This window comes from Serratia sp. JSRIV004 (genome assembly GCF_019968705.1).
Classification (GTDB): Bacteria; Pseudomonadota; Gammaproteobacteria; order Enterobacterales; family Enterobacteriaceae; genus Chania; species Chania fonticola_B.
Genome location: NZ_CP074140.1, coordinates 3,543,238 through 3,557,264 on the forward strand (window position 1 = coordinate 3,543,238; position 14,027 = coordinate 3,557,264).

The window sequence follows — 14,027 nt, forward strand, 5'->3', positions numbered from 1 at the left end:
TTTTTGATCTCATTCTTCATGATGGGAGCCATTGGAAACCTCCAGCAAGCGATGAACCCGGATCAGATGTTTGAGTAATTGCTCATCACGCCGGGCACTGGCTTTTTGTTGTTTAATGCGCTGGCGCAGGTGAGCGATTGTGGGAACATCCAGATTTTCGCGCTCAGGCTTCTCACAATGACTTTCAATGCCGATTCCGCGAGCGCCTACTGGGGTAGATTCAATTTTATTTTCATCCGAACCCACTTGCTGCACCTCGCCCACAGCGTCAAACATAACGCTTTCTGGCGCGGGTGACGGTGCTGCAATTTTTTCCGAATCAGCCTTAACGGGTATCGCTTCAGCGCTTGCCACCATGTAACGGAATTTGCCACCGACAGGCTGACGTAGCACTTTCCCACGGCTGGTAGCCATTGCCAACGAGGACGCCACGCGACGGGCTGTAACACCAGCCGCTACAGCCAGCTCCTCGGCCGTCATTGGCCCCTTTTCTGCGATGATATTGATCAGATCCTCAGCTTTGATGCTCACTGGCTTAGTTTCGGCTTCGCCCACATGTCCTAAGGCATTTCCGGTCGCCAACTCCCAATAATGGCCATCTTTCTTTACCACCTCGGCTTCTTTGAGTTCCCAGAGCTGATTGATAACTTCTTGGCGATCCATATCCAACCGCGCGGCGATTTCCATGGATGAGGCTTTACCCATCGCTTTCAATGCATCGATGATCGTTTCCATCAAATATTCCCCCGCACAGCGGCCAGCGCCCGATCGAACATTTTGTGCACATGGCAGAACCGCAATTCAATCGGATTAAAATGCCACCGTGTTTCATTGGCCGGGGTGGTTTGGGAGTAAGCGCGATAATTGATCTCCCCTCGCGCCAAAAATTTTTCGCTGGCGCTGATCAGTGTGTATCGCGCCTTGCTCCCCTGGCTTTTGACAACAATTTCAGCGTGGGGAGATCGAACCATATTCCTCAGTCGAGTGAGGATTGACATGCGAGTGAGGTCACCATCTGGATAAGCCTGGTGTGCCAACTCGTAAATTTCGCTGGTGCTCAGTTCCTTACCCAGGATCAGATCGACGAATTGCCGGGTTGTAATTCTGGTTTTTTGACTTGTTTTATTGGTCATTCGGTTGTCTCCGATTTTTACATGGTTGGCCATGGTATTACCCCAGATTTTTCTTCCGCTTGTACTGCTCGTAAGCCAGTTCTGCCGGCGTTGGTCCAAGTGGTGCTTTCGGTGCTGCCAATTGCCGACGGATCGGCGGGATGGGTAAACCACCCTCAACACGTTTTTCCCAGTGGGCTAACAGCTTTGCAGCCTGAGCACGCAATTCTCCCTCCGTGAGTTTTCGTTCAATGCCGATCCGCTTTAGCGCAATACAGATGTGGTACAGCACAGGGTGATGCCAGGGGAATGTCTCTGCGCAGCTGTAGCGGTAAAACTCGTTACGCCAGCGCTTGTTCTCAGCCATGACATCCTCAACCGTCAGACCAAACCGGCCACCGCTGCATTCGGCAGCTATCGCTACAAACTCGGCTAGGTCTGGAGGCCAGTGGCTACCAGCCCGCCATTTGTCTGCAAGGGCAGAACATACGCGGGTGATTTGCTCACTCGTCATCGAATTGATCTGAGCCTCCCAAAGTTCCGAGGGTCGACTGCCATTCTTCGCATTCCAGCGTTGGCCGAACACCTTGAACATCAGCCCCCATAGCGCCCAGACTGGCGGCTCCTGGCTGCCGCTGTTCCCATTCGGTGAACTGCTCGTAGTACGAGCGTTGGTCATTCTGATTAGGTCGGAATTCCGCATGATTCTCTCCTGATGTTATTGCCCATTCGTCCTCGAAGTGCTTGGACGGACCAAAAAATGTTTTTGCCTGCTTAATAAATTCCGTGCCGGATTTACCCGTTGCCTCAACGAACGCGGCATAGCGCCTAACGCCTTCCTGCATAGCTTCAGGTGTTACTCCATCTCGTAACCGAGCATTCCAAGATTTGAATGCACTGTGTTTGTCAGGGCTTCCAGGTCGTCGGGGATAATCCATCCACGCCGCCTCGAACTCAGGCGTATATTCATGTCGAGTTTTCTTCCCTTCGACTTTTGCCGATCCCTGTTCCGAGGGTGGAAAATTATCGTGTGGTCTCTTGGCGTTTTTTTCGCCATGAGACGATGTATTTTGATCTTGTTCCTGATCCTGATCCTGATCCTGACTTGCAAGCCCCTCCGAAGCCCCTTCAAACCCCCTATCCATTTCACGCTTTAAATTGAGGTGAAAATCTTTCTTATATCTTTCATAAAATAATGATAAAAAAGGATTTTCTGGAAGTGACGCATACCCGTTACGCACCCCTGCGCATTTGTTGTCGCCAGGCTTAAGCTCTTTACCGACCTGATAGGCTGCCATTTCATGCACCCATACCATCTCTGTAGCCTCGTCATAGCTACAAAACCCCGCTTCAATGGCTCTTTTAAGCCCCTTCAAAGCCCCTTCCAAGCCCAGACCGGTCTCATGAGCCATGTACAAAACAGGTAAGTAATAAAGCCCAAGCATATTGGCGTGAGGTGAACTCATCAGGTAGAAGGCAACAACCTGCGCCTCCGCTCCGGCCTTCCTCAATTCACGACCCGTTTTACCAAGCCAAAATTGAGGTGATACTGTTGCGTAGTCACGCATAACTTCCCCGATATACTTCCCGCGATTCGGCGTAACCAATCAGCTCAATAGCTGATTTGATCGCAGTGAACGCGGATATCGCTTCGTTGATTTCTTTCAACGCTGTAGCTGGTGCTGCCCCCAGATTTACGGCGTTGATCGCCTCTATCCCTTCTCTCGCCGCCACTGCTGCCAACAACACAGGATCGCTTGGTGATTCAATACGGGCGCGTCGTTCAGTAGGCAAAGCAGCCAGCGCAGCCGCTTTTAACATTGCAGCCTGAGGCGCATATCTGGGCCCGTAGTAACCGCGAAATATCCGCTTTACCCGTTGAGTGGCGTTAACCAGCCCCTTTCCGGTATCCGTGGGTGGCAAAATTTCCCCACCACCTGCAATGTGATATTGATCCGCGATAGCCAACCCAACAGTTTTCCAGCCATCCGCAAGCGCCCAGGACTCCAGTTCGGCAGCTATAGCATCAATCGGAGGACTGATTTTCATGGTTCAGTTCCCCTAACCGCTTTGCTTTACGATATGCGTCATAAACTGCTGAGTCGTAAACCAGTACACCGCCGGAAGCAGCGGCTAACCGCGAGGCTCTACCTTCTGGGACTAATTCGCCCCACTGGGATACTGCCTGGGGACTTACACCAGCTATCCGTGCCAGAGCGGCTTGGTTATTATCAAAAAAATGGATTGCATCATCTTTGAACACTACTAACCCCTCTTTGTTAAGTAATATTGTCAACAATAAACATCAAGAAACATTAAGTCAAGATAACTTAATATTGGCTGTTATGAACATGGACACGATCGGCAGTCGAATTCTCCAGCGGCGTAAGGTGCTGGGATACAATCAGCGGGAGCTGGGTAAAGCTTCCGGGGTTTCGTATGCAACAATATCTTTGTGGGAAGGTGATAAAACCGCCCCCACGGGGAAGAACCTTCATTCCTTAGCCGATGCACTGCAATGCTCTCCGACATGGATATTGTTCGGGGATGAAGATAAAAACCCACAGCCTCCTGAAAAACGCCCCTTGGCCCTTAGCCTTGACGAAGCCGAGAAAGAACTCATATATCTGTTCAGGGCTTTGCCTGAATCAGAGCAAGATGCTCAATTAAGTGAGCTACGTGCGCGTGTTGAAAACTTTAACCGCCTTTTTGATGAGCTGTTGGAAGCCAGAAAGAGGCAAAAGAACAATAAAAAACTAAGTGATAAGGCAGTTGGAAACAAAAAAATAGAAGAATAACCTCCAAGTATCTTAAAAATCCGCCGCCTCCATATGCTACCCCGTCCCCTCGACCCGCTTTTGCGGGTTTTTTAATCCCTATTTATCAATAGCATATGCATTTACACGCCCCTCATGACAAGTTTTATTGATTTTAGTGTTGATTTTAATGTCAAGTTAACTTAACTTTACCCCATCGAAACCACACAGTGATTTCTCAGTTAACAAGTTCCGCCAGCCTGGCGAGAAGGGCACAAAAAGGAAAACCCAAATGACTACTAAGCAAAATGCGATTGCCCTAGCCAACACTGCACGTAGTGAAGCAGCCAATACGACAAAACGTACCATTACAGCGATCATCACCAACTGGAATGAGTGTGTTAAACAGGCTGGCTTTACAGGTGTGTTTGATTTTCCGACCTCTGGTTACACCCGCAAAGCACAGCTCATTGCCGACCTGGAGCGTTGTGCTGCGCAACTGGATGATTACTGTGAGCCTAATCCTTACGCACCGCGTAACGTTGAACAGCAGACCCGCGAATTTAATGCCGCACTATCTCGCGTTCTGGATGCCGATGAGGCTCACACTGAAGCGCTTGAAATTAACGATTCTTTCAATTGTTGCTATAACCGCGCATGTTGGTTGCCCCAAGAAGCATTCACTACCCTGACAACAGCAGATCGGTATGCAGCGATTAGCATGGCGCACACTGAGGCGCTGGTAATTAACCATCGTCTGAATAAGGCGAAAAAGACTGTTTTAGGCAAGGTCGTTTCAGGCGCTACCAAATGTGCAGAGTCCTATGGCCGATTTTATGTTGGCCGCCCCGTTTCACATATCGATATTGATTGCGCCAAAAGTTATGGCGGAACGCTGTCAACCAATGACATGAAGCATGGGTGCTACTCAGTCGCCGCGTTTTGCCGATAACCCACAGCGCCTTACGGGGCGCACAACGGATAGAGCATTGGAGCCGCAAGCGGAAACGCAAACAGGCCGTCCAATACCAGGGAAAAGGCAACGATAAAGCGTTGCAGCGGTTCCAGTGCTCTCCCCGTCGTGATGCACCAACAAAGGAGATAACTATGGTTGAAGTTGATGAGTTTGATTTAGCCACAATTCGCGATTTCATCGGCCAAAGCTGGTTTGACTTTATCGCGTTCAATGAAGAGCGCTCAGAAGATGGAGAAGCTGAAGCTGAGCGTATTTATCAATCAATTGGCGGAGAAAACTAATGTACGGAACGCAAGAAGTTATCCGCCAATGTGTCATGCCGGGCATGTTAGTTAGGCATCAAGGAAAAACATGGCGAGCATCGGCAAATACTCGCGGTAAGTTATATTTATTCAATCTGACAGAATCGAAGCGGATTTCTGATTATCTGGTTGAAATATGCCTCGACTCAAGAGGGCAACCATTAATTCACTGATTGCGTGGATAAGTATGGACATAGAAACCCTGTTGTTAATATCTTTTTTTACTTTCGTTGTTTTTTCAGTAGTTGCTATGGGGTTAGTTATACCTTTTATGATTCAAATTGATGTTTGCGGATTTAATACCGACCGCGATTTATAGTTGTAATTAGATACATTTTTAAAATACCGATAACCCGGTAGGGATTATCACAATCTAAATTCATTCTGGAGTTAATCATGGGTTCATTAAATTTTGCAGTAGAGTTTAAATCTGATGTTGTTATCAAAATGGCTGACCGTGAAATCCGCCAAATCAGCATTGCTGGTAACACGATTGGGTATATCGCAATTAACGCCGATGTTATCACTCCATTTACTGCTGCTGGTGAATGCCCTGAGGTCGACTGTGTTAGCTGTGCGGCGAAAGTCCTCTTCTCTACACACACCGGATTACCGATCGAAAACGTAGAGCTAGCAAAGGCCGAAGGCAAGCGAGGCCAACTGTTTGAAGGCGCGGTTATGGCTGCACTGATGAATGCAGCAATGAATAACTCACGCTCAGTAAATTGATTTCTGTGCCCCGTTAGCGCGGGGCATTTATCAGCATGCGTACTCATCGAGTATTCAACCTGATAAATGAGGAGGAAAATTTGGATATTACACTCGCATTTAAAAAGTTATCACTAACAAACGGTGATGAAGTCACATTGAGCATTGCTCATAGTACAATGCAAAAAATGATTTTCAGGTTAATAGATAAAGGCTATCTCACAACTGAAGAGTTGGTAGATTACATCATTGCTCAATTAAAAAACTGTGACCAGCAGAGCCTTGACCATGTTTTACCCGAACCAGTAATGAGTAAATTAATGAAAGCGTATGAATCCGTTAAAAATGGAGAGAACCATGTCTGACAATCAAACCTATATAGCTTGCTGGTACCCCAGCGATAAGGCAATTGAAGAAAATGGCGCTAGAAAAGTTGCTTATTCTTTTTTAGCTGCACATGATAAGCAGGCTCGTGCAAAAGCCACGTTGTATTTTATGGAGCAGTTCCCCGAAGCGGATGATACCGAATTCACCTTAAACATTTACGCTTATGCTGACGGTATTCCCAGCCCCGATTTTGAAATCTGGGACGATGAATTTCTTTACGAACATGACTGGAATGACGAACTTGGTTATCCAGAACCTAAAACACAGGCCAAACTGGTTGAGTTCAATAAACTCGCCAAGCTACTTCGCATTGCAGTGCTGGTTAAATACCGCACCACTGATATCACCAATGACCAGATTCCTGGAGCTATTGAGTTACAGCAAGATGATTCGGGCTCTTTTGACAGCCACATATACGACGCAATAACAAAAACGTCAGCGGTTCTTGAAATGTATCCGGAGCACATTCTTGAGGCTATCGATCATATCCGTGATAAATGCCCACCAACCAAGAAATGGCCTGAGATCAAAGCGGTTCTCGCAACCTGGTTAAGCCTGCACAATAAAGAACGAAAAGAAACGTCCACATCGCTATCACTTGTCGATTCAGCACCACAGAGTGCTGTTGAGGAAAAGCTGCGTGTGCCATCTGGTGCAACAGCTGGAGGCGGCAATCTAACAGACCGGGGTGAAGGGTTTGAACACGATTTCGACTCCTTAGCGCTAGACGTTGCTCTTGGTATGGTTGCCCGCGCGATGGACTTCGATATTTACAATCTGCGCAGCTCATTCATTAACCGCGCGCGTGACATCATCAAGCTGAAAGAGCGTCCATTCCCTGCTCTGTACAGCGCATACCGCAATATGCCGGACGTTCTGAACTATTCACGCGCCATCATTATCTACTCGGTTAAAACCGCGCCAGACAACATCGAGGCCACTCCTGGGAAATTGACCGAGTACCTTAATAAAATGCTGACCGAAACAGATCACGTCAACCCGGACCCGCACATGATTGCTGTTGCTTGCGGCCTCACAAGTGAAGGTATTGATGATGAAACCGAACAGGACTCGACGAGCCATGCTGACGCACTGGCAGTTAACCCGGCAGAAAGCGGCACAGTGGGAACACAACAACCAGGTGAGAATGCTGCGGCGGAAAATCTGGAAGTTGGAGCACCGATAGAACGCTCCGGTCCGTTTTATTACCGCACAGCCGATGGGCAAGTTGGCCGCGCCAATAAGCTGGCAAAACTGGAAGCAGTGATCGCTCAGGGCTGCGAAGAAATCACAAAAGATGAATACCAGTCACTGAAAATGAACCCGCCTGTGCAGCAACACGACACAAGCAATCACGGTGGAGGTGTCTATTCACTCGAAGAGTTAACTGGTGATGAACAGCAAACCGAACTACCTGCGCCAAAGACTGAAAACGATGAAAGCAAAGCAAAACAGGTCGAACTAACCTCACGATCAGAAGCATTAACAAAAGAGCTTAACGAAAAAACTGGCGATGCGGCTACCAACCTGAGCATATGGAAACGGGTTCATAAAACTGATCCTGCCAGGACTAAAACTAAAATCACATATGGTAGTAAAAGAGATAGCAACGGTGATTTAGAGATATTACGGGTTACTACCAGTATAAACCCTACCTACCAAGAACAGAGGGCAACTGAATTATTTGGACCGTTCGGGATTGGCTGGGGTGTGAATATTGAAGAAGAACGATTCGATCCAGGCATCCCGTTTATGGAGCCGGTATATGATGCCGGTGGTAAATTCCTGGGTAAATCACCAATTCGGAATGCAGATGGTAGTATTATATCAAGCGTGAACCATACTATTAGAATTAACCTCTGGTATATCCACAATGGTATACAGGGCAACATTCCTGCATATGGCCACACGAAATATATTTATCAAACCAAATCAGGCGCGACTTGTGATGATGAATTCGCCAAGAAAAGCCTGACTGATGCAACCACTAAGGCATTATCAAAACTCGGGTTTAGTGCTGACGTTTATACCGGGCTGTTCGATGATGTCGAATATAAAGAAGAAAACGCAGCAAGATTTGACCTCATTAACGCCAGCGATAAAGCCGAGGACGTCGCACAGACTCGTAAAGAGCTGGACGAGAAATTCAAAGCCAATACCAACAGCATGCGGTCAGCAGTAACAACGAATGAAATCTCCGGCATAGCCTCATCGCTCACTCGTGTCATGGCGATTCATCTCAAAGCTGCTCGCGAAAAAGGTGACGCTGAATATACCAAATACCTTGAGGGCCGCTTACATCGTCTCGAAGAGGTTAAAGCCGAATGCCTAACTAAATTACAGGAGAACGCCTCATGAGCAACCGCACAATCGACCTGGCCCTAGAGATTAGTAAGCTGGAATCCCTTGCAGCAGATGGTGGGGATCTCACCCCGGAAATGATCGCTGATACCCTCGAAGGCATTGAAGGGATGATGGAGGATAAGTTTGATGCCACGATGAAGGTTATACGTGATTTCGATGCAAAGGCCGAGGCTTGCAAGAAGGAAGCTGCCCGTCTAGCTGAACGTAAAAAACATTGGGATCGCCAATCCTTCGCACTCAAAAAATACCTGCTGGAATGCTTGCAAGTAAGCGAACGTAAAACCTTTAAAACTACGTTTAACACATTTACGGCTCGTAAAGGCAGCGTAAGCCTGAATATCGACAACGTGGATTTATTACCTGATGAGTTTGTCGAGTCACATACCGAAGTAATAACAACCACAAAAAATGATGTGCTCAAAAAAGCATTACAGGATTTGGCTACGAGAGTAGAAGCGATTAGGGCTGCTGGCGAAGTACCTGCCCCGGAATTGCTCAACGCTATTCCTGGTGCTCACCTCGAAACCGGCCCTGTCACTTTGCTGGTGAGTTAAGCCAGATGCGGCCAGCAATGGCCGCTTACTGAGACGGTAAATATGAATGACGACAGCGACAGCCTTTTGTTCCCCCGAAGAACAAAGCCTGATGATTTTAAAGACCATACAAAAGAAATTATCTGGCAAATGCGAAATGGGTACCGGCGACACTTCGGAATTATTGAGTTGCCACCAGTAGCGGAAAATTCAACAGCTATCAAATTAAAGGTAAGTACAAAATGATTAATCAAAACTGGAAAGCAATTAGTGAACTACCGGGGATAAAACGGGGTAAAGAAGCTGATTTTTGGGTTGCCGTTCTCATGGAACGCCGCGATTACACAAAAGGCCCTGAGCATTACCAGCAGGCTACTGAATGCGTTATCAAATTGAGCTATTTAAACGCGGAGCTAACCGACGCGGAGTTAGATTATTGGGAAGAAAATGGCTGTATTCCTGACGAGTCCCCTTCTGATTTAGATGATTGGCAGAATGAGGATGGTGAACACTCGAACTACACCGGTTGGATTAGCCATGACGATGATGGTCGATATTACATTATCAAACCCGGAGAAAATGGTTACGTTCCTGAAGGTGCTTTCGGTGGCCGCTTCCGCATGTTGGCTTGGCTTGAAATCATCAGACCTGACTTCCCTATTCAATTTAACGCTGACGATCTGGACTCATCTCATGAATAAGAAATTCTTTGTGTGTGGCGTCATTGATAACGGCCAGGAGTGCGAGCGAGTCAGTGACGCAGAAGCGAAGTTCTGGACTGTTTACGAACTGCAAATTGAGGGCACCAGCCAAGCAATTTTCGATTGTGATAATCGCGATAATGCAGACCTGGCCGCAAAGCGACTAAACCAGTTATCCACCCGAGTATCAGTGCTTACTGATGCCATTTCATTCTCGATGAACCCGATGTTGTGGTGCCAGAGGGAGAGCGATATTTTCCAGTACCGCGGCAAGGTTTGGTACGCCGATGTATTGAAATCTGCGATTGAAAAGGATGTTAAATAATGGCTAACTCCTTCAATAAAATGATCGACGGCAAAGTAATTAAGCGCGGAAAAACATCATTGCTAATTCGCCTTGATGACATTCACATCAAAGAAGATTTTAATCGGCGCGTAGACAATGAGCGCTATCGTGAGGCTAATGAGCGCCTCTATCAATACATGCTTAAAGGAGGAAAAGTACCCAACCTTGAAGTTATTCCTCGTGATGAGGGCGGCGTGTGGGTTATCGAGGGCCACCGCAGAACCTTAGCCAATCGTCGCTTACGTGATGAAGCAGGTAAACCTGTTGAATGGATAAAGATAGAACCATTCGAAGGCAACGATGTTGACCGCATTGCGCGTATTAGAACCAGCAATGAACAATTACCGCTCACTGATTACGAGGAGGCTTTATTAGTAAAGGACTTACAGAACCTCAATTTATCAGCAGATAAAATAGCTGAGGTTTTGCATATTCCACGCTATAAGGTTGACAATGCCCGTGTGTTAATCAATGCCAATTATGATGTTCATCAATTAGTTGAAAGTGGAGAGGTTGATATTCCTCTTGCAGTACAACGTGTAAAAGAACATGGTGACAAAGCTGGTGATATTTTAAAAGGGGATGCAGGAAAGGCGAAGGAAAAAGGCAAAGCAAAAGCAACCAAATCAACAGCAATCCCTCAGTTCAGTGCTACTCGAGCACGTCGACTTTGTGAGTTGCTCTATGATGCCGAGCTAATATCACAAGCAGATGGTGACGTTCTCCGGCTCAGACAAGGCACACAAGAAGAAATTAATACAATTCTCCACGAATACCGAAAACTGGGGGGAAAGCCTGAGAATGAGTGATGTAATCGAAACCCTTCACGGTGAGGTATTAGATGGGGCGTTTTTCGCCCCTGCATCTTCCGACCTGGTTGATTCTCTGATCGGCCAGTACAAGCAATTACGTTCAGATGTGGAAATGATGGCAGAATTGATTAATTCGCACCATGCATCTGTCCATCACTTCCTGGAAGGTAATCAGGATAAGGACCGACGTCATTACATCAGGGGTGTCAGCGAGCTATTTAAAATCGAAGGAGCAATCGCCAGCTTGAACGCCACCTTTTGGCAAAAAGCATTAAATATGACCGACGTGTACGAGTATATGCCAAATAACCGCCGTACAGAATGGAACGAACAGATCCGGGAAATGAAAACCCCAGATTTTGAAGAGGAAACAGTACGCCCTACCATTATGGAGCTACTGAACTCGCGGCAGAAATTTTTCTCTGAGCGCGTAGACGGCATTTTCCGTGCTCTTTCCGGCGACCACGTTACCAACAGGCCGGAGGGCTTCGGCAAGCGTATGATCCTCGCCCGAGTTTTCAACGAGTATGGATGGAATAATCACGATATGGGCGGTTTCATCCAAGATCTTCGGCAAGTCATTGCCAAATTTATGGGCCGCGATGAACCCCGCAGGCGTGTAACCGACGATGCTCTACAGGAAGCCCGTTGTCGACACGGTGAGTGGTTGATGCTTGATGGTGGCGCATTGCGTGTACGGGCCTATCTTAAAGGAACAGCGCACCTTGAAGTTCATCCGGATATGGCCTGGCGACTCAACTGCATTCTGGCGCACCTGTACCCGATGGCGATACCGCCACAATTCCGCCAGAAACCAAAGAAGAAACTCAAGGATTTCACTTTAATGGACAAGCCGTTGCCGTTCGCCGTTCTGGAGGTACTTTCAGGAATGAAGGCTGAACGCCACACCCCGCTTCGACGTAACCAGTGGGAGGATTGGACACCGCCCCTCACCACCAACCCGTACAACCGGCGTTTTGACTGGCGGGATGAAGACAAAGCCATCCGTGGCCAGGCAGGAAAAATACTGGAAACAATCGGTGGTGTGCTGATCAAAGCAGGGCCTAACAAAAACATCAATATCTGGGAGTTCGACTACGACCCTTCCCGAGTGCTGGGAGAGATTATCGCGTCCGGGTGCATTCCCGATCAACAGTCACACCAGTTCTACCCTACTCCTGAATCCCTGGCAGATTGGGCGGTATCCGAGGCTGAAATACAACCGGGTGATAAATGCCTGGAGCCGAGCGCTGGCACCGGAAACCTTGCCGTGTTGATGCCGGCAGATCAAACCTATTGCGTAGAAATATCTGCTCTGCATTGCCACGTGCTGGAGGCTAAAGGCTTGACCGTTGAGCAGACCGACTTCATCAAGTGGGCCGAAACAACCAATATGCGCTTCGACAAGGTGGTAATGAATCCACCATTCAGCGAAGGACGTGCAAAGGCGCATTTGGTAGCCGCAGCGAATCTGGTTAAGCCTGGTGGCCGTGTTGTGGCAATTCTGCCAGCAAGTATGCGCAAAAAATCATTTCTGCCCGGTTGGACGTGTAGCTGGTCCGGGTTAATCAGTAACGAGTTTGACGGTACGAGCGTTTCTGTTGTCATGCTGAAAGCCGACCGCAAGTGAATTTCAAGATTCAGTTTTACTCCGGCCAAAATCGTACAGTACAGGCCGGTCATGAGGTAAGTATGCAAAAACTTTCCCTGACTAAATGGGCAAAAAAATACTACGACGAGCCGCCAAGCATAGGGACACTGCGGCGCTGGGCAAGGAACGGCAACATTTACCCAGCTCCCGATCTGGAAGGACGTTCGTACAAAGTACACCCCGATGCATTTTATATTAAACCGAAAAAATGCGGAATGAAGTTGGAGCAGCACCAACCAAACGGCCGCATTGGTAAAAAAAGTCCGTTGTTGGAGAGATTGATCAATGAGTCAGAGAAAAAGATACGATGCTAATTTACCCAAAAATCTGACTTATCGCAGAAACAGCAAATCATTCGCATGGCGAAACCCCGCCACAAAAGTGGAAATCCCACTTGGGCAAATTTCTCGCAGGGATGCCATTGCTCAGGCTATCGAAGCCAATAATTATATTGAACAAAAATATACGCCAGTGGCTTTGATGGAAAAATTAATGGGTAAACATGAGTTTACTTTTGCTGATTTTCTGGAACGTTACGAAACAATACTGCAACGGCGAAATCTAGCGGCAAATACCTATAAGGCTAGAACTGGGCATATAAAAACCATTGGTGATAAGTTGGGAAAAATGGTGCTGTCTCAAATTACGACAAGGCATATTGCGGAGTTTTTGGAGCCGTGGATTGTTGAGGGGAAAAAAACTATGGCAGGAACATTACGCTCGGTGCTTTCGGACATGTTCAGAGAGGCTATCGTGGAAGGTCACGTTTCAGTTAATCCTGTAGGGCCAACCAGAGCGCCAAAAATGGAGGTGTCTCGCGAGCGTATATCATCGTTTGAACAGTATACAGTTTTTCGCTTGGCCGCTGATAGGCAACCAGCCTGGTTTGGCCTGGCTATGGACCTGGCGCTAGTAACTGGGCAACGGCGTGAGGACATTGCCAGCATGAGATTCAGTGATATTTATGATGACCGGTTACATATAACCCAGATAAAAACCGGCGCAATGATCGCGATACCACTCTCACTAACTCTTAACAGTGCAGAACTTAAACTTGGCACCGTGATCGATAGATGCCGTTTGGTCAGTCGCAGTGACTACCTTGTGAGTGCAGGCATCCGCAAAAATAGTCCAGATGGTTCGGTCCACCCTGATAGCCTAACGAAAGGATTCGTGAAAGCACGTAAAAATTCTGGGCTAGCGTTGAGCGAAAATCCTCCTACGTTTCACGAGATCCGAAGCTTGGCCGGGCGGCTGTATGAGAAGGAAAAAGGGAAGGAATTTGCACAAAAATTACTCGCTCATAAATCAGAAAAAATGACGGAAAAGTACTTGGACACACGTGAAAAAGTGTTCACTTTCCTATGACACCAAAAAAG

Annotated in this window: 19 protein-coding genes; 13 read left to right on the plus strand and 6 right to left on the minus strand. The window is 47.5% G+C overall.

The window, feature by feature from the left end; genetic code table 11:
* Positions 1-9 precede the first annotated feature (9 nt).
* Genes KGP21_RS16950 through KGP21_RS16975 form a run of 6 tightly spaced genes read right to left on the minus strand, consistent with a single transcriptional unit; the run spans position 10 to position 3,375 of the window.
* Positions 10-735, minus strand: a complete 726-nt coding sequence (locus tag KGP21_RS16950; protein WP_223535807.1) for a DUF1627 domain-containing protein — start codon at positions 733-735, stop codon at positions 10-12.
* Complete coding sequence (locus KGP21_RS16955; protein WP_223535808.1) at positions 735-1,166, minus strand: hypothetical protein; 432 nt, start codon at positions 1,164-1,166, stop codon at positions 735-737. The genes KGP21_RS16950 and KGP21_RS16955 overlap by 1 nt, the downstream gene beginning before the upstream one ends.
* A gap of 4 nt (positions 1,167-1,170) precedes the next feature.
* On the minus strand, positions 1,171-1,626 hold the full coding sequence (locus tag KGP21_RS16960; protein WP_223535809.1) for a replication protein P: 456 nt from the start codon (positions 1,624-1,626) through the stop codon (positions 1,171-1,173).
* Positions 1,616-2,680 (minus strand): DNA-binding protein, encoded by a 1,065-nt coding sequence (locus KGP21_RS16965; RefSeq protein ID WP_223535810.1) that lies wholly within the window; start codon positions 2,678-2,680, stop codon positions 1,616-1,618. The genes KGP21_RS16960 and KGP21_RS16965 overlap by 11 nt, the downstream gene beginning before the upstream one ends.
* Positions 2,673-3,161 (minus strand): toxin YdaT family protein, encoded by a 489-nt coding sequence (locus tag KGP21_RS16970; RefSeq protein WP_223535811.1) that lies wholly within the window; start codon positions 3,159-3,161, stop codon positions 2,673-2,675. Before KGP21_RS16970 ends, KGP21_RS16965 begins: the two co-directional genes overlap by 8 nt.
* A complete protein-coding gene (locus KGP21_RS16975) occupies positions 3,139-3,375 on the minus strand; it encodes a Cro/CI family transcriptional regulator (protein ID WP_223497891.1) in 237 nt (78 codons plus the stop codon). Before KGP21_RS16975 ends, KGP21_RS16970 begins: the two co-directional genes overlap by 23 nt.
* A gap of 82 nt (positions 3,376-3,457) precedes the next feature.
* On the opposite strand from KGP21_RS16975, the gene KGP21_RS16980 reads away from it, so the two are divergent.
* From KGP21_RS16980 to KGP21_RS17040, 13 genes are all read left to right on the plus strand, one after another.
* On the plus strand, positions 3,458-3,910 hold the full coding sequence (locus KGP21_RS16980) for a helix-turn-helix domain-containing protein (RefSeq protein WP_305801187.1): 453 nt from the start codon (positions 3,458-3,460) through the stop codon (positions 3,908-3,910).
* A 250-nt stretch (positions 3,911-4,160) separates the two neighbouring features.
* Positions 4,161-4,820 (plus strand): hypothetical protein, encoded by a 660-nt coding sequence (locus tag KGP21_RS16985; RefSeq protein WP_223535813.1) that lies wholly within the window; start codon positions 4,161-4,163, stop codon positions 4,818-4,820.
* Positions 4,821-4,975: 155 nt separating this feature from the next.
* On the plus strand, positions 4,976-5,125 hold the full coding sequence (locus KGP21_RS16990; RefSeq protein WP_223535816.1) for a hypothetical protein: 150 nt from the start codon (positions 4,976-4,978) through the stop codon (positions 5,123-5,125).
* Between the two features lie 417 nt (positions 5,126-5,542).
* The gene (locus KGP21_RS16995) at positions 5,543-5,875 is read left to right on the plus strand and encodes a hypothetical protein (RefSeq protein WP_223535819.1); all 333 of its coding nucleotides are present in this window, start codon (positions 5,543-5,545) and stop codon (positions 5,873-5,875) included.
* 80 nt (positions 5,876-5,955) lie between these two features.
* Positions 5,956-6,219 (plus strand): hypothetical protein, encoded by a 264-nt coding sequence (locus tag KGP21_RS17000; protein WP_223535822.1) that lies wholly within the window; start codon positions 5,956-5,958, stop codon positions 6,217-6,219.
* On the plus strand, positions 6,212-8,599 hold the full coding sequence (locus tag KGP21_RS17005; RefSeq protein ID WP_223535825.1) for an exodeoxyribonuclease VIII: 2,388 nt from the start codon (positions 6,212-6,214) through the stop codon (positions 8,597-8,599). Before KGP21_RS17000 ends, KGP21_RS17005 begins: the two co-directional genes overlap by 8 nt.
* Positions 8,596-9,159, plus strand: coding sequence for a siphovirus Gp157 family protein (locus KGP21_RS17010; protein ID WP_223535828.1), 564 nt, complete (start codon positions 8,596-8,598; stop codon positions 9,157-9,159). The genes KGP21_RS17005 and KGP21_RS17010 overlap by 4 nt, the downstream gene beginning before the upstream one ends.
* Before the next feature lie 221 nt (positions 9,160-9,380).
* Positions 9,381-9,839, plus strand: a complete 459-nt coding sequence (locus KGP21_RS17015) for a hypothetical protein (protein ID WP_223535831.1) — start codon at positions 9,381-9,383, stop codon at positions 9,837-9,839.
* Positions 9,832-10,164 (plus strand): hypothetical protein, encoded by a 333-nt coding sequence (locus KGP21_RS17020; RefSeq protein ID WP_223535834.1) that lies wholly within the window; start codon positions 9,832-9,834, stop codon positions 10,162-10,164. The genes KGP21_RS17015 and KGP21_RS17020 overlap by 8 nt, the downstream gene beginning before the upstream one ends.
* Positions 10,164-10,994, plus strand: a complete 831-nt coding sequence (locus tag KGP21_RS17025) for a chromosome partitioning protein ParB (RefSeq protein WP_223497901.1) — start codon at positions 10,164-10,166, stop codon at positions 10,992-10,994. The genes KGP21_RS17020 and KGP21_RS17025 overlap by 1 nt, the downstream gene beginning before the upstream one ends.
* A complete protein-coding gene (locus KGP21_RS17030; protein ID WP_223497902.1) occupies positions 10,987-12,627 on the plus strand; it encodes a class I SAM-dependent methyltransferase in 1,641 nt (546 codons plus the stop codon). The genes KGP21_RS17025 and KGP21_RS17030 overlap by 8 nt, the downstream gene beginning before the upstream one ends.
* A 62-nt stretch (positions 12,628-12,689) precedes the next feature.
* Positions 12,690-12,962, plus strand: coding sequence for an excisionase (locus KGP21_RS17035; RefSeq protein WP_223497903.1), 273 nt, complete (start codon positions 12,690-12,692; stop codon positions 12,960-12,962).
* Positions 12,934-14,016 carry a tyrosine-type recombinase/integrase gene (locus tag KGP21_RS17040; protein WP_223535836.1) on the plus strand — a complete coding sequence of 361 codons (1,083 nt, stop codon included), beginning with the start codon at positions 12,934-12,936 and terminating at the stop codon, positions 14,014-14,016. The genes KGP21_RS17035 and KGP21_RS17040 overlap by 29 nt, the downstream gene beginning before the upstream one ends.
* Positions 14,017-14,027: the final 11 nt, after the last annotated feature.